Origin of the sequence: Bacillus marasmi (assembly GCF_902168435.1) — a bacterium.
Lineage (GTDB): Bacteria > Bacillota > Bacilli > Bacillales > Cytobacillaceae > Bacillus_BU > Bacillus_BU marasmi.
The window spans coordinates 19,193-37,994 of the sequence record NZ_LR656189.1; the positions used below are offsets into that span (position 1 = coordinate 19,193).

Below are 18,802 nucleotides of genomic sequence, written 5' to 3' on the forward strand. Positions count from 1 at the left end.
TAATCAAGCCTTATTATAGCCTATATCCACAAAAGTGTGAATAATAGTTCAAATTTTTTCTAAACAATAATCCTTTCACGTGATTAGGCATGTTCATTTGTACTTTGGCATAGGATTATATTAGTCGTCTCTGAAAACGCTAGTGAGGGAGGTCCTTATGGATATATTAAAAAAAATTGAGAACTATCGTGTTGAGGAAGAGAAGCTGAAGTGGGAAGGGACGTTTGGGGAGTATTTGGAGCTTGTTAGAGAGAAACCATGGGTAGCACAATCTGCCCATTCGAGAGTTTATAATATGGTCAAGGATGCTGGTGTGGAAGAGGTTAATAATCGGAAGCACTACAAATTTTTTGATAATCAATTGTTTGGACTTGAAGAGCCACTTGAAAGACTTGTTGAAGAATATTTCCATCCAGCAGCAAAACGCTTAGATGTTCGTAAACGGATCCTTTTATTAATGGGGCCAGTCAGTGGCGGGAAATCAACATTAGTCACAATGTTAAAACGAGGCTTGGAAAAGTACGCTCGTACTGACCGAGGAGCCTTATTTGCTATCAAAGGTTGCCCAATGCATGAGGATCCGCTACATTTAATTCCACACCATTTAAGACAGGATTTCTTTGAGGAATACGGAATCCGAATCGAAGGAAATTTATCACCGCTTAATATGATGCGTCTCGAAAAGGAATATGGCGGACGAATAGAGGATGTCCTTGTTGAGAGAATCTTCTTCTCTGAAGACAAACGTGTCGGAATTGGAACTTTTAGTCCATCTGATCCAAAGTCACAGGATATTGCGGACTTAACTGGTAGTATCGACTTTTCAACAATTGCCGAATATGGTTCAGAGTCAGACCCGCGCGCTTATCGTTTCGATGGAGAATTGAACAAAGCGAACCGAGGCATGATGGAATTCCAGGAAATGCTAAAGTGTGATGAAAAATTCTTATGGCACTTATTATCTTTAACGCAGGAAGGTAATTTTAAAGCAGGTCGTTTTGCGCTGATTAGTGCGGATGAACTGATTGTGGCGCATACAAATGAAACCGAATACCGTTCATTTATTTCTAATAAAAAGAATGAAGCGTTACACTCACGTATCATCGTAATGCCAATTCCGTACAACTTAAAGGTTACCCAGGAAGAGAAAATTTATGAAAAGATGATTCATGAAAGTGATGTGGCCAATGTCCACATCGCACCACATACTTTGAAGGTTGCGGCAATGTTTACGATTTTAACGCGCCTGAAGGAACCGAAAAAAGGTGATATTGATTTAATCAAGAAAATGCGCCTTTATGATGGTGAAAATGTGGAGGGCTTCAATTCAGCCGATGTCGCAGAATTGAAGAAGGAGTATCCTGATGAAGGGATGAGTGGAATTGATCCGCGTTATGTGATTAACCGAATTTCTTCAACTATCATTCGCAAGGAAATCCCTTCTATTAATGCATTGGATGTATTGCGTTCATTGAAGGAGGGGCTTGACCAGCATCCTTCGATTACAACTGAACTCAAGGAACGCTATTTGAATTTTATCTCTTTGGCACGGAAAGAGTACGATGATATCGCCAAGAAGGAAGTTCAAAAGGCGTTTGTATATTCCTATGAAGAGTCCGCAAAGACATTAATGGATAATTATCTCGATAACGTTGAAGCGTATTGCAACAAAGCGAAGATGCGCGATCAGCTTACCGGCGAAGAAATTAATCCAGATGAAAAGCTAATGAGATCGATTGAAGAACAAATCGGTATTTCTGAAAATGCGAAAAAAGCATTCCGCGAGGAAATCCTGATTCGTATTTCAGCATATGCACGAAAAGGAAAACGGTTCGACTACAATTCTCATGACCGTCTTCGTGAAGCGATTCAAAAGAAATTATTTGCTGATTTGAAGGATGTCGTGAAAATCACAACTTCTTCGAAAACTCCAAATGAGCAGCAATTGAAGAAAATTAACGAAGTAGTTGCAAGACTCGTTGATGATCACGGTTATAATACGACATCGGCCAATGAATTACTGCGCTATGTCGGAAGCTTATTGAATCGCTAAGTAGTTTCTTCTGATTCGTTAAATAAAGCAAGTGGGGAAATGCCTCACTTGCTTTTCTGTGTTTCAAGAACGCGACACAATTATTTTTTCTCCGATTCTTCTTCGCCATTGAGGCTTATTTTTTTGCAGCCCACATACAAGCAAGAATAGATTTCAACACCTTTTTTAGCTTTGGCAAGCCCCTTTAAGTATGGAGTAACTAAATCTTTAAAGTCTGACGAAACCCCTTCTTCCTCCAAAATTCCGTATACGTACAATTTTTTCTCGTCAAAAAGAAGAGCAACATTCCCTACCGCTTTACTATTTGAGTCCACTACATTCAGAACTTGAAAAGTCGATGTAATCACTTCAGGTGAAAAATAAATTTGCATTTTATTCAACTCCTCCTATGAGAACTGTAATTTATCGAACAAGCTATCCTTTGAGTCAGTTGGTTCCTTTTTCTTAACGTGAATCAGAGTGAGACATAATAGTCCTGCAAATAATGTCAACCCAGCTGTTGTTAAAAACATACCAGTGCGCGACCATTCCATTAATGTACTGAATATTGGTGGTCCGATGGCCACTCCCAAAAATCGAACAGAACCATACAGGGAAGTTACAAATCCTCGCCTGTCAGTTGGAACAGAACCTGTAATAAAGCTATTAATACAGGGGAGCACAAGTCCTGTCCCAATACTGCTTACAACGAGTACAGCGATAAATGGAACTAATTTTTCAAAGAAGACTAAGCTTGCAAATGATGCAGTCATTAACAAAGTCCCCAAAACAATCAGTGATTTCATTAATCCCATTTTCTTTCCGATTTTACTACCGGTAATATATGAGGTTGTTGTCATCACTAATAATGGAATTGCTAAAATCCCACCCTTTGGAATCCCATCGATTCCATGGTCCTTCTCTAAAATATCGGAAATATAAAAAAGAATACCAAATAATGCAAATAAACAGGTGGCACCGGTAAAATAAGCTGCAAATAACCACCGACCTTCATTTTTAAACACTGAAACAAGCCCTTTTACATACTTTCCTAATGGTGGTGGTTCCTTTTCCGCCTTTTTTTCTTTTATGAAAAAGATTGTGAGTAATACAGAAATTAGACAAAAAATAGGAAAGGCAAAAAATGCTGCATACCAAAATAACAGGGCAAATAAAGAACCTAAAATGGGACTTATTACCTTTCCGAAGCCATTCGAGGCTTCCACAAGCCCGAGCACCCGGCTCTGTTTTGCACCTTTAAATAAATCCCCCGTCAAAGCCATTGCAATGGGTGCAGTCCCTGCAGCGCCAATTCCCTGCATGACTCGCCCGGCAAGTACCCACATATAAGCGTTGGAAAACCAGGCAGATGCAGCTCCTGCTAATAGGCCACCACTACCGTACAAAATTAGGGCAGGGATAATAACCGCTTTTCGTGAAAATCGGTCGGACAAATATCCTAAAATCGGAATTGAAATTGCCGCAGCAATCGAAAATACCGATATAATCAGGCTTACTTTAAATTGGGAGACATCTAGTTCAGTCTTCATTTTTGGTAATAGCGGAATAAGCATCGAATTTCCGAGAACCAAAATCATAGGGATTGAGCCTATAGCTAAAATTGTCCACCCATTAGGTTTTTTTGTTGCCAAGTAATGTCCACCCCTAACTTTAATGATGAAAGCTTTCCTATTGTTTGATAGGGTGGATGAGTTTATACATGAAGATTTGCCAGATAGTATATGGAAAACGCCCATTATTTACACATTTACCCAGTATTTGAATAGTCTATTTTAGAATATTGAGGAGGCGTTTTCCCTAATGGAATTTTTAAATTTACCAAAAAGAACTACAGGGCGGAGAAGCTATGGATTAACATCTATAGTTGATTTCGGTACTCCGATTGGGGAGCTTAAGAATATCTTAAATGATTATTCAAGCTATATTGACATCGCTAAGATTGGCATTGGTACCGCATATGTAACTCCAAATATTAAAGCGAAGATTGAGCTTTATAAACAATTTAATGTCATCCCATATTGTGGAGGTACGCTTTTTGAAAAAAGTTATTTACAACAGAAAATCCCACAATATATACGGTATTTAAAAATATTAGGAATTGATTGGGTCGAAGTTTCTAATGGAACAATAGACATTCCCCTCGAAGAACGCCTCTCCCTCATTTCAATTTTGAAAAAGGATTTTCATGTAATGTCTGAAGTTGGCTCTAAAGACTGTAATAAAGACTTTCCAGTAAGCAAATGGAAAGAAGAAATTCAAATACTCCTCGATGCTGGTTGTGAATATGTTATTACTGAAGGTAGAGATTCTGGAACTGCGGGCATTTATGGAAAAAATGGAGAGGTAAAGTCAGACTTAATCCAAGAATTAGTTAAAGATATCGATTATAAAAGGCTTATTTTTGAAGCACCTACAGCTAAGCATCAAATGTATTTTATCCAACAACTTGGAGCAAATGTAAATTTAGGGAATGTAAAAATACAGGATGCTGTAATTTTGGAAGCGCAGCGGCAAGGACTGAGGAGTGAAACCTTTTACTTGGAGGATTCCGAATGCACATTACGCTAATTCGCCATCTCCCCACAAAATGGAATAAAGACAATAAGCTACAGGGGAGAAAGGATATTGAGATTACCGAGGTAAGTGAAGACTTTCAGAAAAAAATTGAAGCAAACAAGCTTCTCCTAAAAGCATTTGCACCGTTTGATATAGTTCTGGCTAGCACATTAAAGCGGACTCACCAAACTGCAAAACTATACGGATATGTTCCGGAAACGGAAAGTTTGCTTGATGAGCTGGATTTTGGACCATTTGAAGGAGTTTCTAAGGAGAAATTAATGACTGTTCATAACGGGAAATGGATTGATTCACCAAGAGAATTGGTCCTCGGGGAAAGTTTGGTTGATTTTGAAAAACGAGTCATTTCCTTTTTGGATAAATATCAAGATTACACTAATTTGTTAATTTTCGGTCACGGCTCGTGGATTCGTGCCATCGTTTCCTATCATCACTATGGTGATATAAATAAAATGAATAAAATGATCGTCGAAAACAATCAATGCATTACCTTGCGATTTTAATATGTTTGTTGAGCGAGAAGTAGAAGGGAGGGGTCGGTTTGAGCGATGTTTTGACGTATGAAACCTGGAACGAGGATAAAGTAAATGAAATCTTGGGTAAGCATCAGGACTACTTAGACATAATAAAATGGGCCTATCAAGAATATGGCGAGGCAATCGTCTATTCATGTAGCTTTGGGGCTGAAGGAATAGTTCTAATAGATATCATCTCGAAAATAAATAAACGTGCCCGAATTGTTTTTCTCGATACAGGTCTGCATTTTAAAGAAACATACGAATTAATTGAGCAGGTGAGAAAGCGTTATCCCGAACTGCAAATAGAACTGGTAAAACCAAAGATGTCGTTGACACAGCAGGCGAAATGGTATGGTGAAGAGCTTTGGAAGGATAATCCAACTTTATGCTGTCATATGAGGAAAATTGTACCGCTCACAGAAGCGTTGGCTGATGCAAAGGCGTGGATATCTGGATTAAGACGAGAGCAATCCCCTTTGCGCAGCAAAACTGAATATATAAATCATGATCATAAGTTTAAAAAGATCAAAATATGCCCGCTTATTCATTGGACATGGGAAGAGGTTCGCCTTTACCTGGAGCTTAACAAGCTCCCTTATAATCCACTCCATGATCAAGGCTATCCGAGTATAGGTTGTGCACCTTGTACATCCAAAGTAACGGATACTAATGATTCTAGAGCAGGAAGATGGGCTGGCTTCAAGAAAACAGAATGTGGCCTCCACCTAGACGGCAATGAATAAACACTATAGATAATAATTAGGAGGAAGAAACGGTGAGTGTCAGTCAAGCGCATGGCGGAAAGTTAGTGCATCGTTTTGATGCTAGTATCAAAATAGATCCAGCACTAAAGGAAGTTAAACTCGATAGATTGGAATTGAGTGATTTAGAGTTGCTTGCTAATGGTGGTTACAGTCCACTCGTTGGGTTTATGTGTAAAGCGGACTATGACTCTGTCGTAAAAAAAATGAGACTTGCAAACGGTCTACCATGGTCAATTCCTATTACGCTTTCCATTGATCATAAGCAGGCACCGGATTTGAAAATAGGTGAAAAAATAAAGCTAACCCATAATGGGACCGTTTACGGTTTGATGAATATTGAAGATATTTATATTCCTGATAAAAAGCTTGAAGCGGAAATGGTGTATCGGACAACGGATCTCGCGCATCCTGGTGTTAATAAGCTGTTTGAGCGAAAAGCCGTGTATTTAGGCGGTCCGATTACGATGATGAAGCTGCCGGAAAAGGATTTTGCAGAGTATCATTTAACACCGCAGCAAACAAGGGAGATTTTTACAAAGCTTGGCTGGCAAACAGTCGTAGGTTTCCAAACTAGAAATCCGGTCCATCGTGCCCATGAATATATCCAGAAATCAGCTTTGGAGCTGGTGGATGGCTTGTTTTTAAATCCGCTTGTCGGTGAGACAAAGGCCGATGACATCCCTAGCCACATCCGTATGAAAAGCTATCAGGTATTACTAGAAAACTATTATCCAAAAAATCGAGTATTTTTGTCTGTTTTCCCAGCAGCAATGCGTTATGCCGGGCCGCGAGAGGCAATCTTTCATGCCCTCGTTCGGAAAAATTATGGTTGCACACATTTTATCGTTGGCCGAGACCATGCCGGAGTAGGTAATTATTACGGAACGTACGATGCTCAAAAAATCTTTAGTAGCTTCCAAGAAGGAGAATTGGGAATCCAGCCATTGTTCTTTGAACACAGCTTTTATTGTCATAAGTGTGGGAACATGGCATCGGAAAAAACCTGTCCTCACGATTCAGAGTATCATGTGATTTTATCAGGAACGAAGGTCCGTAGTATGCTGAAAAATGGTGAGCAACCACCGAAGGAATTTAGTCGACCAGAGGTTGTTCAAGTATTAATTGAAGGAATGCAGGAAGTGTATATAAAAAATTTAAGGGTGTAGAAGATGGAGAGACAAAGGAATATCGTTTGGCACCACTCTACTGTCACAAAAAAGGGCCGTCAGCAATTAAATGGGCATAAAAGCTGTGTGTTGTGGTTTACCGGTTTATCGGGCTCTGGAAAATCAACCTTGGCAAATGCCGTTGATCATGCCCTATATAGTCAAGGTTATCAAAGCTATGTTTTGGATGGCGATAATATTCGCCATGGCCTGAATCGTGATTTAAGCTTTGGAGCTGATGATCGAAAGGAGAATATTAGACGCATTGGTGAAGTAGCAAAGCTGTTCGTTGATAGCGGCCAAATTGTTTCGACCGCGTTCATTTCACCATTTCAGAATGATCGTGAGCTAGTTCGTAAAATGTTTGAGGCGGATGAATTTATTGAAATCTATGTAAAATGCCCAATCGACATTTGTGAAGATCGTGATCCTAAAGGGCTTTATCACAAGGCTCGTAAAGGAGAAATAGCTGATTTTACTGGGATATCCTCGCCTTACGAGGCGCCATGCCAGCCGGAGCTAATGATTGAAACGAATAAGTATTCTATAGATAATTCCGTTGGCAAGATCTTGCAATATTTAAGGGATAAGAAGATCCTCTAGGGTCTTCTTCATTTTATTTTTCTTAATCCATAGGCAATAAACGGAATTTGGTTGAAGCGAAGTTTATAAATGTAATCTATGATGCTTGTTGAAAAATACTGACAGATAACCGCAAATACGACGATTTTATAATTAATGACGAGAGCGGTCAGTATAAAAATAATGAAATTAATCCACATCATTACCTTACCTGGCCGCCAATTTTTATAGGATGCAATCATGAGCGCTGGAATGACCATACCACCACTAGAGGCTCCGGCGCGGATAAGAATTGCTACACCAAATCCGAAGAAAATACTCCCAGCTGCTAAATCTAATAGCAAATGAACATGAAGATGCGGTATATGAGAAGTGAAGTAGCTGACGGTAGTAGAGGTGGTAGCTACAGAGAAAATGGTCCTAAGCGTCCATGTGTATCCGAAATAATTTAGCGCAAATAATAGAAAGACGATATTTGCTAGCCATAAGGAAAATCCAAGTGGTAAATCAAAAAAATGATTGAGCAAAATAGCGATTCCCGCGGCACCTCCGGAAGGAATTGAATGTGGAAACAAAAACAGCGACATCGCCATGCCCTGGAGTATAGCGCCACCTAATAAGCATAAATAAATGAAAACAGATCGTTTCATAACATTTGAAACCAAGCCTTACAAAAATTACGAATGCAGCCCAAGACCATCAGCCTCCTTCTCCTTGTCCATTTTATGTTGAAGAAAATACAAATATGAGTTGTTCAACAGAGGTTTGGAACTTATTGATTGGAAGCGAAGTGCTGGAAGTGTAAAGATATAACTCATCAGAAGTGGTGCTTGTCTAAATGTGCTAGGACAATGAATCATTTATAGCAAGAAATAGTAAATTATTTTTATTTTTTGCATAGGATAAAGTAATCCACATTTCTATTATTTTTAAGCACACTCTGGATATTGTATGTTATGGATTAAAAAACGTGAATCAATAATAAAGGAGGGGTAAAATTGACCGAAAAAGATAATCAGCAGTATATTGTTTCCAAAGAAGATTGGTCCCTCCATCGAAAAGGCCATGACGATCAGCAACGGCACCAGGAAAAGGTCCAAGAGGCGATTCGTAATAACCTTCCAGAATTAATAACCGAAGAGAGTATCATCATGTCAAATGGTCGTGAAGTTGTTAAAATTCCGATTCGTTCTCTTGATGAGTACAAAATCCGTTATAACTATGATAAAAACAAACACGTCGGGCAAGGGGATGGAGAAAGTCAAATTGGTGATGTAATCGCCCGTGATGGATCAAGTGCGCAGAAAGGCCCGGGGAAAGGGCAAGGAGCAGGAGACCAGGCTGGAGAGGATTATTTCGAAGCAGAGGTAAGTCTAATGGAATTGGAAGAAGCTTTATTCAAGCAGTTAGAGCTTCCGAATCTGCAAAGAAAGGAACAAAACGAAGAGCTTGTTGAAAACATCGAGTTCAATGATATTCGCAAAACGGGTTTAATGGGGAATATCGATAAAAAGCGGACGATGATGACGGCTTTTAAACGGAATGCGATGCAGGGTACACCAGGGTTCCACCCAATTTATCGTGAAGATTTGAAATTTAAAACTTGGAACGAAGTGGTGAAACCGGAATCGAAGGCCGTTGTGCTTGCGATGATGGATACGAGTGGTAGCATGGGGATTTGGGAGAAATATATGGCTCGCAGCTTCTTCTTTTGGATGACCCGTTTCTTACGAACAAAGTATGAAACTGTTGAAATTGAATTTATTGCACACCATACCGAGGCAAAGGTTGTTTCAGAAGAGGATTTCTTTACAAGAGGGGAAAGTGGAGGCACAATTTGTTCCTCAGCGTACCGGAAAGCGCTTGAGCTTGTGAATGAGAAGTATGATCCAAAACGCTATAATATTTATCCTTTTCATTTTTCAGATGGTGATAATTTAACTTCAGATAATGCACGTTGTGTAAAACTTGTTGAAGAGCTGATGAAGGTTTCCAATATGTTTGGTTACGGAGAAGTCAATCAGTATAATCGCCATTCCACTCTAATGACTGCCTACAAAAATATTAAACAAGAGGAATTCCGCTACTATATTCTCAAGCAAAAAGCCGATGTTTTCCATGCGATGAAAAGCTTTTTTAGACAAGAAGAGGACAATGGAAAAATGTATGCATGACCAAAAAACGACAGGGGCTACCTGTCGTTTTTTTTTTTTTTTTTGGCTTTGTTAAAGTTCAGTGTTGATTTTCGTGTAGTTATGAGGATGAATAGACGGAAAAATTCCGCTTATTGTGGCTAGGAGAGGCAAAATGTACTGAAATAGACGGAAAAATTCCGTTTATCTATTCAAAGTAGGACAAAATCCCATGATTTTGACAAAATAAGCGGAGAATTTCCGCTTATTTTTTAGGAAATAGGGGTATTTCCCAATTTAGACGGAATTTTTCCGCTTATTTTCAAATAGAGGAAACCAACATTCAGGTTTAACAGAGCCTTTTTTTTTGATATAAAAATTATTTCTATGCGAAAATATTAAATTTCAATGTCAACATCTAATAAAATGTCATTTAATTGTCATTAAAAAGAATTTTCAAAAATTATTTTATTATAATATATAGACTTAAAGTTTAAGATTTTGTACAATGTTTTCAGAATATTATTTTTTATCAGTATCCATTTTTTACAACTAAGGAAAAAGAGGGTGGCAACGGAGTAAATTTACAGAATATTTTGATTTTAAAATAAGATTAAAGAAATGGGGAAACTCTCCATTTGAAAAATTAGAAGACATATAACAAATGCAAAAAAAAGAAAGGAGAGTGCGAAAATGGAAATTTTTCAGCAGCTTGTTAATGGAATTTCGCTTGGGAGTATATATGCGCTGATCGCGCTCGGTTATACGATGGTTTATGGCATCGTTAAACTAATTAACTTTGCCCACGGTGATGTGTTTATGATTGGTGCATTTATTGGTTTTTATTCTATTACTATTTTAGATTTAAGCTTTTTTCCAGCATTGCTAATATCAATGGCTGCCTGCGCTATTTTTGGAGTATTAATTGAGAAAATAGCCTATAAGCCACTGCGGAACGCTACAAGAATAGCAGCTTTGATTACAGCTATTGGTGTTTCTCTTTTAATCGAATACGGATTGATTTATGTTCGGGGGGCGCAGCCGGAAGCGTATCCTGGTGATGTGCTACCAGTAAAGAATATTGACGTTTTCGGTGTTTCCATCAGTAGCCAATCTTTGTTTATTTTAGGAATATCAATTGCTTTAATGATTATTCTACAGTTTGTTGTTCATAAAACGAAAATCGGTAAAGCGATGCGGGCGGTATCATTCGATTCAGAAGCGGCACAATTGATGGGAATTGATGTAAATCGAACGATTTCTGCTACGTTTGCGATTGGTTCAGCCCTCGCTGGTGCTGCCGGAGTTATTTTCGGGACGTATTATATAAAAATTGAACCGTTAATGGGGATTATCCCGGGATTAAAAGCTTTTGTTGCCGCGGTATTAGGCGGAATTGGAATCATACCTGGGGCAATGGTTGGTGGATTACTGCTTGGATTAATTGAATCATTGGTTAGTGCATTAGGCTATTCTTTATGGCGCGACGGTGTTGCATTTATAGTCCTTATTCTAATCTTAATTTTCCGTCCATCAGGCTTGTTCGGTAAAAACGTACGAGAGAAAGTATAGGGAGGGGGAATAGAGATGGTTTCGATAAAAAGAACAAAAGGTTTTTGGCTTTCGATGGTTCTGGCTGTAATTATTTATTTCGTTGTTCAGTTTTTAATTACAGGACAATATATGAATTCGTATCATACAAATACACTGTTTACGATTGCGATTAACATTATGCTGGCGGTAAGTCTCCATCTTGTAATCGGGATTACTGGACAATTTTCAATAGGACATGCCGGATTCTTAGCGGTGGGGGCCTACACATCAGCGATTATTACAATGAAGCTAGGATTACCATTTCCACTCGCTATACTTCTTGCCGGCTTTGCAGCCGCAATCGCAGGACTTGTTATCGGGATTCCAAGTTTGCGACTTAAAGGTGACTACTTAGCAATTGCTACACTTGGCTTTGGAGAAATTGTAAGGATTACACTTTTGAATATTCCTTATGTCGGTGGCGCTGCAGGAATGCAGGTCTCCAGCATGACGAATTGGACTTGGGTGTTTATTAGTTTGGTGGCTACGCTTGTTGTGATTACCAATTTTACAAATTCAACCCATGGACGAGCTTGTATATCGATTCGTGAAAATGAAATTGCGGCTGATGCCATGGGAATTAATACAACCTATTATAAGGTTATTGCTTTTGCACTTGGAGCATTTTTTGCTGGGGTTGCTGGGGCACTTTATGCTCATAATTTTTACATCATTCAACCGACGAATTTTGGTTTCTTAAAATCATTTGATATATTAATTTTTGTCGTTTTAGGTGGGTTAGGTTCGATGTCTGGATCTGTAATTGCCGCGATTTTGTTAACAATTGTCTCTACCTTCCTGCAAGAATATCCGGAAACGCGAATGATTATATATAGCTTTGTCTTAATCGTAATGATGATTTATCGTCCGCAAGGCTTAATGGGAACGAAGGAATTAACGTCATTTTTTAAAAAGCATCAAGGTGTTGAAGGGGGGGCCAAACAATGACAGCTCCATTATTAAAGGTCGATCGCGTCGGAATTCAATTCGGTGGACTTAAAGCCGTCTCTGAAACAAACGCCGAGCTGAATAAAGGGGAATTGGTTGGATTAATCGGACCAAATGGTGCAGGCAAAACAACCTTTTTTAATCTGCTAACTGGCGTATACGTACCAACCGAGGGTGCGATTACCTTTAACGGTGAACGATTGAATGGATTGAAGCCATACCAGATTACCCGAAAAGGCATAAGCCGAACCTTTCAAAACATTAGATTATTTAATGAATTATCGGTTCTTGATAATGTAAAGGTTGCCTACCATTCAAATGCTAAGCATGGTATTTTTAGTTCGATTTTTCGCTTACCGTTTCATTTTAAAGGTGAGCGGGAAATGGAGGAAAAGGCAATTGAGTTTTTGAAAATATTTAATCTTGATGACTATAAATATGAAAAAGCAAAAAATTTACCATACGGTCAGCAAAGGCGGCTTGAAATTGCCAGAGCTCTTGCTGCACAACCACAGTTGCTATTACTAGATGAACCTGCAGCAGGGATGAATCCTCAGGAAACACATGAATTAATGAATTTGATTGCTTTTATTAGAGAAAAATTCGATTTAACCGTGCTTTTAATTGAGCATGATATGCAGCTCGTTATGGGGGTTTGTGAACGGATTTATGTGCTGGATCATGGTCAATTAATTGCACAAGGCACTCCTCTTGAAATCCGCAACAATCCAAAAGTCATTGAAGCGTATTTGGGGGAGGAGGTTCCAGAGAATGCTTAAAATTGATTCAATTAACGTTTATTACGGAAATATCCAAGCCCTACAAGGTGTGTCCTTAGAGATTAATCAAGGTGAAATCGTAACTTTAATCGGTGCTAATGGTGCAGGAAAAAGCACATTACTAAAGACGATATCTGGCTTATTGAAACCTAAACAGGGCGAGCTATTATACGAAAATGTCTCGATTGCCGGTAAACCCGCCCAAACGATTGTAAAACGCGGAATCTCTCACGTCCCAGAAGGACGACGTGTGTTTGCCAACATGAGCGTCGAGGAAAATTTGGAACTTGGGGCATATTTAAGAAAGGACAAGGCCGGGATAGAAGAGGATTTTGAAAAAGTATATCAGCTATTCCCACGCCTTAAGGAGCGCAGTAAGCAAATGGCTGGTACCTTATCTGGTGGAGAACAGCAAATGTTAGCAATGGGCCGTGCGCTAATGGCAAGACCTAAGCTATTACTTCTGGACGAGCCTTCGATGGGACTTGCTCCAATATTAGTTAAGACCATTTTTGATATTATTAAACAAATCAATAAGGATGGCACGACGATTTTGTTGGTCGAGCAAAATGCCAATATGGCATTATCGATTGCCCACCGTGCCTATGTAATTGAAACCGGAAAAGTTGTATTATCGGGAACTGCGGAAGAGCTAAATGCCAGCGACCAAGTGAAGCAAGCCTACTTGGGTGGACATTAATAGTGGAATTTTAAAAGGTCAGCTTACTGCTGGCCTTTTTGGTTTGGGTAAAATAGTTATTGAACAACGGTATATGCAAAACAGTGTTACTAAAAAAACATTATTAATATTGACTTTAGCTGCAAATCGTCATATAGTTTAACACGTGAATAGTTCAATTGTTTAACTAAATTCTGCAAGGGTGTGAGACATTGTATAACTCTAAGATCCAAGAATTAATCAACAGGTACATTCGAGTTTCATTTTCAGTAACAAAAAAGGCTGAATTTCTCATCAAAGATCAAATTGGCTCAGACCTAACCTATGACCAACATTATACACTTCGCTATATTCGGCAAAAGCAAAACTGTACTTCGACTGAATTAGCCGAAATCTTTGCTGTCAATAAAAGTGCAGTCACAGCCATCATTACAAGGCTTGCTGATAAAGGATTAATTGATAGGACCCGTGATGAGCGAGACCGTCGTGTCGTGTACTTATCACTTACGGACAAGGGGGATGCCCTTTTTAATGAATGTGAAGAGCGTGTTCATCAGTTAGTTGAAAACATCATGACCCAATTTAACGATGAGGAAATTAACTCATTCATAAATACTTATGAAAAGCTGGAAAAACTCCTTGATAATGCGAAGGAAGGCAGGATGACGGAATAAATTATGAGAGCGATTGTTAAAGGAAGATGGTTTGTACTACTAGCATGGATTGCAGTGACTGCGGTCTTATTTTTGTCTGCGCCAAACATGGCCAAACTGGTTGCTGATAAAGGCGATTTGGTTGTTCCTGAGGGATACTCCTCCTCTTTAGCGGCAGAAATTTTGAATGAGATACAGGACGGAAATGAATCTACAGTTGCCCTTGTTTTTCATGGGGAAGAAAAGCTAACAAAGAGTGAATTAGCCGAAGCTAAGGAAGCAATTACTCTTTTAGAGAAGAATAAAGATGAACTAGGGATTACTGAAATATTGTCTCATTTTAACGAAGAATCATTAAAAGATACTCTAGTATCAGAGGATGGCACAACGATTCTAACGAGACTAACTGTAGATATGGGTGATCGTGAAGATAAAGAGGTATCGCAAGCACTGTACGAAACGCTCGAAGATGTCGAGCTAGAACACTACTATACTAGCAATTGGTTAGTAAATGAGGATCTAAATACAAATGCGCAGGAAGGCTTAAAGAAAACAGAAGGAATAACGGTTGTGTTTATCTTAATCGTACTTCTCCTTGTATTCCGTTCGGTTGTAGCGCCGTTTGTACCGTTAGTAACAGTTGGATTTACCTATTTAGCATCGCAATCCATCGTTGCTTTTTTAGTCGATAAAATCAATTTTCCGATTTCCTCATATACACAAATATTTTTAGTCGCTGTACTATTTGGAATCGGAACAGATTATAGTATTTTGCTGTTAAGTAGATTTAAAGAAGAGATGTCTAATCACGAAAGCATTACTGATGCGATTGTTGAAACCTATCGTACTGCCGGTAAAACGGTTTATTTTAGCGGACTTGCAGTTATGGTCGGTTTTGCTGCAATTGGTTTTTCTACCTTTAAGCTTTATCAATCAGCTGCTGCAGTTGCAGTGGGTGTTGCGCTATTAATGGTGGCGTTGTCGACAATTGTACCATTTTTCATGGCGGTGCTTGGTCGTAAGCTTTTTTGGCCAGCCAAAGGTCAACTCGAGCATAAAGACAGTAAGCTGTGGGAGATTGTTGGAAAATTCGCTTTAGCCAAGCCGGTTGTTTCATTACTGATTGTAGCGGCTGTTACAGTTCCATTTTTAGTAACGTATGATGGTACGCTTTCCTACAACTCATTAACTGAAGTTGGCGACAAGGCCAATTCTATCAAAGCGTTTAATATGATTGCTGATGGCTTTGGTGAAGGACAAGCGATGCCGACGCAAATTGTTATAAAAAATGATGAGAAAATGGACTCAAGCGAATACATCGGTTTGGCTGAGAAAATTAGTCAGGATTTGCAGAAAATTGATGGTGTTGACACAATACGTTCTGTCACTAGACCGATGGGAGAACCTCTCACAGATTTATTTGTCGCCAAACAGGCAAATACACTGCAGGACGGAATTGCCAAAGGAAATGACGGTATTAAGCAAATTAAGGATGGTTTAAGTGAAGCGGAAACGGAGCTTACTAAATCACAGCCACAGCTCGAAGAAGCAACAACAGGAATTGGAGAGCTAGTGAATGGCACATCTAAGCTAGCAGATGGCGTTGGTCAGCTTCAAACAGGCTTAACCCAGATTGAAGATGGAATGAAGAAAGGTTCGATGGGTAGTGCTGAAATCAAGCAAAACCTACAACTTATAAAGACAAAAGCGGAAGAACTTGCAAGTGGTAGTGAACAGTTGTTAGCAGGATACCAGGATGCAGGTTCAGGACTATCTTTCTTTCTATCACAATATCAAAAAATCGAGACTAGTTTACAAGACATTTCTGGGAAGTTGAATGCATCTAACGAGCTTTTTGCGAAACTTGAGAAAAGTCATCCAGAATTAAATGCGGAAGAAAAGGATTATCAAACGTTAAAAGGTAATATTTTGTATTCACAGGCAGTAACAACAGAATTACTTAAAGGGATCAATGAGCTAAATACAAACTTTGCTGGTGCTATAAAAGGTATTCAGACTGCAAATGATAAGCTTGCATTGGTTGTTTCGGGCCAAAAGCAGTTGAATGAGGGGATGGCTCAGCTGATAATTGGTATTGGCCAACTTCAGACTGGACTAGATGCTGCTGCTAATGGTCAAGGTCAAGTTATCGGCAATCTTTCACAGTTTTCAAATGGTTTGACGACTCTCAATGGAGGTCAACAGCAGCTCTTGGATGGTTTTTCAGGGCTTGGCGGCCAAATGACCCAACTAACTGATGGTCTAGGACAAGGTGTAACCGGATTAACGGAGATTCATGATGGTTTAGCTTCGGCTAATGATTATTTAACGGATTTAGCTAAATCGGACCAAGCTGTTACGGGTATGTATATCCCAGATGAAGTGTTAACAAGTAAGGACTTTGCGCAAGTATTAGATACGTATTTATCAGCTGATCGGAAAGTGATGACGATTGATGTTGTGTTCAATTACAATCCATATTCAAATGAAGCAATGGCGCAAGTTGATGATATTAAAGAAACAGTTGAAAAAGCAACAAAGGGTACAAAGTTAGAAAATGCGAAAGTAGCTGTTGGTGGAATAACGAGCACAAACACAGATTTAAGTGCGATGTCTGACGCAGACTATTCTCGTACTGTTGTATTCATGATGATTGGGATTTCAATCATTTTAATTATCATGTTACGTTCGTTTATCATGCCACTTTATTTAATTGCCTCTTTGATCATTACTTATTACACATCAATGGGGATTACCGAAGCGATTTACGTAAACCTATTAGGCTACGAAGGAATTAGTTGGGCTGTTCCATTCTTTGCTTTTGTTATTCTAGTCGCATTAGGGATTGACTACAGCATATTCTTAATGGATCGTTTCAAAGAGTATCATGAGCTAAGCGTAGTTGAGGCGATGCTGTTGTCGATGAAGAAAATGGGAACAGTCATTATTTCTGCGGCAGTCATTCTTGGTGGAACATTTGCGGCGATGATGCCAGCGGGTGTTATGTCATTACTCCAAATTGCCACGATCGTACTGATTGGTTTGTTCCTATATGCATTAATTATTTTGCCATTATTTGTACCAGTCATGGCAAAGCTATTCGGCAAAGCCAACTGGTGGCCATTTTTGAAAGGTAAATATTGATTGTAGGCATAATCATTGATTAAACCAGGCTATCCATTGAATTGAGTAGCCTGGTTTTTTTATTTTGAAGATAGGTATTCACTATGCATATTTTTGATAACAAAAGGGTTAATGAAGGATTGTGATCTGTCACTAATAAGGACTATTGGTAACAAAATAGAGTCCGCCAAAAGAGAAAGTTTTACCAATGTGGCTTATTGGTAACAAACTAGGCTGTTTGTGTCTCGGAATCGGTCACGTAGACAAGCTCTATGTGCCCAGTTTTGTGTTTATGCCTCAGATTTGGTCACGTAGACAAGCTCTATGTGCCCGGTTTTGTGCTTATGCCTCAGATTCGGTCACGTAGACAAGCTCTATGTGCCCAGTTTTGTGTTTATGCCTCAGATTTGGTCACGTAGACAAGCTCTACGTGCCCGCTTTTGTGTTTTAACCTCGGAATCGGTCACGTAGACAGTCTTTACGTGCCCAATTTTGTGTTTCAACCTCGGAATCGGTCACGTAGACAAGCTCTACGTGACCGGATTTGTGTTTATGCCTCGGAATCGGTCACGTAGACAAGCTCTATGTGCCCGGTTTTGTGTTTATGCCTCGGATTCGGTCACGTAGATAAGCTCTATGTGCCCGGTCTTGTGTTTATGCCTCAGATTCGGTCACGTAGATAAGCTTTACGTGCCCAATTTTGTGTTTCAACCTCGGAATCGGTCACGTAGACAAGCTCTACGTGACCGGATTTGTGTTTATGCCTCGGAATCGGTCACGTAGACAGGCTTTACGTGCCCAATTTTGTGTTTCAACCTCGGAATCGGTCACGTAGACAAGCTTTACGTGCCCGGATTTGTGTTTATGCCTCGGAATCGGTCACGTAGACAAGCTCTACGTGCCCGCTTTTGTGTTTTAACCTCGGAATCGGTCACGTAGACAGGCTTTACGTGCCCAATTTTGTGTTTCAACCTCGGAATCGGTCACGTAGACAAGCTTTACGTGCCCGGATTTGTGTTTATGCCTCGGATTCGGTCACGTAGACAAGCTCTACGTGCCCGGTTTTGTGTTTTAACCTCGGAATCGGTCACGTAGACAGGCTTTACGTTGTCAAGTCCATATTCTTGTGTAAAAACCTGTAACAATGTTTTTCGCATAAATCTTCATCTTGATTAGTGGACTATACATATTTCGAATTTACGTTGAGGGGCGGGTATGATAGCCTGTATGGCAAG

General features: G+C 39.4%; 16 protein-coding genes. 13 read left to right on the plus strand and 3 right to left on the minus strand.

Annotated features, from left to right (window positions below):
- The first annotated feature begins 157 nt into the window (after window positions 1-157).
- A complete protein-coding gene (locus FXW34_RS21820; protein ID WP_147536135.1) occupies window positions 158-2,053 on the plus strand; it encodes a PrkA family serine protein kinase in 1,896 nt (631 codons plus the stop codon).
- Between the two features lie 80 nt (window positions 2,054-2,133).
- On the opposite strand, the gene FXW34_RS21825 is transcribed toward FXW34_RS21820, so the two are convergent.
- Both FXW34_RS21825 and FXW34_RS21830 read right to left on the minus strand, forming a co-directional pair.
- Window positions 2,134-2,424 carry a hypothetical protein gene (locus FXW34_RS21825; protein ID WP_147536136.1) on the minus strand — a complete coding sequence of 97 codons (291 nt, stop codon included), beginning with the start codon at window positions 2,422-2,424 and terminating at the stop codon, window positions 2,134-2,136.
- Between the two features lie 15 nt (window positions 2,425-2,439).
- Complete coding sequence (locus FXW34_RS21830; RefSeq protein ID WP_246141249.1) at window positions 2,440-3,630, minus strand: MFS transporter; 1,191 nt, start codon at window positions 3,628-3,630, stop codon at window positions 2,440-2,442.
- 223 nt (window positions 3,631-3,853) lie between these two features.
- Between FXW34_RS21830 and FXW34_RS21835 the strand changes: the two genes are divergently transcribed.
- From FXW34_RS21835 to cysC, 5 genes are read left to right on the plus strand one after another with little or no spacing between them, the layout of a single operon-like run.
- Window positions 3,854-4,621, plus strand: coding sequence for a phosphosulfolactate synthase (locus tag FXW34_RS21835; RefSeq protein WP_147536138.1), 768 nt, complete (start codon window positions 3,854-3,856; stop codon window positions 4,619-4,621).
- Window positions 4,606-5,133: a histidine phosphatase family protein gene (locus FXW34_RS21840; RefSeq protein ID WP_147536139.1), complete on the plus strand. Its 528-nt coding sequence runs from the start codon at window positions 4,606-4,608 to the stop codon at window positions 5,131-5,133. The genes FXW34_RS21835 and FXW34_RS21840 overlap by 16 nt, the downstream gene beginning before the upstream one ends.
- Before the next feature lie 38 nt (window positions 5,134-5,171).
- A complete protein-coding gene (locus FXW34_RS21845) occupies window positions 5,172-5,891 on the plus strand; it encodes a phosphoadenylyl-sulfate reductase (RefSeq protein WP_147536140.1) in 720 nt (239 codons plus the stop codon).
- Window positions 5,892-5,923: 32 nt separating this feature from the next.
- On the plus strand, window positions 5,924-7,078 hold the full coding sequence (gene sat, locus FXW34_RS21850) for a sulfate adenylyltransferase (protein WP_147536141.1): 1,155 nt from the start codon (window positions 5,924-5,926) through the stop codon (window positions 7,076-7,078).
- A gap of 3 nt (window positions 7,079-7,081) precedes the next feature.
- Complete coding sequence (gene cysC, locus FXW34_RS21855) at window positions 7,082-7,681, plus strand: adenylyl-sulfate kinase (protein ID WP_147536142.1); 600 nt, start codon at window positions 7,082-7,084, stop codon at window positions 7,679-7,681.
- Between the two features lie 8 nt (window positions 7,682-7,689).
- Here cysC and FXW34_RS21860 read toward each other — a convergent pair whose 3' ends face one another.
- A complete protein-coding gene (locus FXW34_RS21860; protein WP_147536143.1) occupies window positions 7,690-8,310 on the minus strand; it encodes a YitT family protein in 621 nt (206 codons plus the stop codon).
- Between the two features lie 348 nt (window positions 8,311-8,658).
- On the opposite strand from FXW34_RS21860, the gene yhbH reads away from it, so the two are divergent.
- The 7 genes from yhbH to FXW34_RS21895 all read left to right on the plus strand — a co-directional run bounded on the left by yhbH (window position 8,659) and on the right by FXW34_RS21895 (window position 17,588).
- Window positions 8,659-9,834 (plus strand): sporulation protein YhbH, encoded by a 1,176-nt coding sequence (yhbH, locus tag FXW34_RS21865; protein ID WP_147536144.1) that lies wholly within the window; start codon window positions 8,659-8,661, stop codon window positions 9,832-9,834.
- Between the two features lie 651 nt (window positions 9,835-10,485).
- The gene (locus FXW34_RS21870; protein WP_147536145.1) at window positions 10,486-11,364 is read left to right on the plus strand and encodes a branched-chain amino acid ABC transporter permease; all 879 of its coding nucleotides are present in this window, start codon (window positions 10,486-10,488) and stop codon (window positions 11,362-11,364) included.
- A 15-nt stretch (window positions 11,365-11,379) separates the two neighbouring features.
- Window positions 11,380-12,333, plus strand: a complete 954-nt coding sequence (locus FXW34_RS21875) for a branched-chain amino acid ABC transporter permease (RefSeq protein ID WP_147536146.1) — start codon at window positions 11,380-11,382, stop codon at window positions 12,331-12,333.
- Complete coding sequence (locus tag FXW34_RS21880) at window positions 12,330-13,112, plus strand: ABC transporter ATP-binding protein (protein WP_147536147.1); 783 nt, start codon at window positions 12,330-12,332, stop codon at window positions 13,110-13,112. The genes FXW34_RS21875 and FXW34_RS21880 overlap by 4 nt, the downstream gene beginning before the upstream one ends.
- Window positions 13,105-13,812, plus strand: a complete 708-nt coding sequence (locus FXW34_RS21885) for an ABC transporter ATP-binding protein (RefSeq protein ID WP_147536148.1) — start codon at window positions 13,105-13,107, stop codon at window positions 13,810-13,812. Before FXW34_RS21880 ends, FXW34_RS21885 begins: the two co-directional genes overlap by 8 nt.
- Window positions 13,813-14,003: 191 nt before the next feature.
- Window positions 14,004-14,465 (plus strand): MarR family winged helix-turn-helix transcriptional regulator, encoded by a 462-nt coding sequence (locus tag FXW34_RS21890; RefSeq protein WP_147536149.1) that lies wholly within the window; start codon window positions 14,004-14,006, stop codon window positions 14,463-14,465.
- Window positions 14,466-14,468: 3 nt separating this feature from the next.
- On the plus strand, window positions 14,469-17,588 hold the full coding sequence (locus FXW34_RS21895; protein ID WP_147536150.1) for an MMPL family transporter: 3,120 nt from the start codon (window positions 14,469-14,471) through the stop codon (window positions 17,586-17,588).
- Window positions 17,589-18,802 lie beyond the last annotated feature (1,214 nt).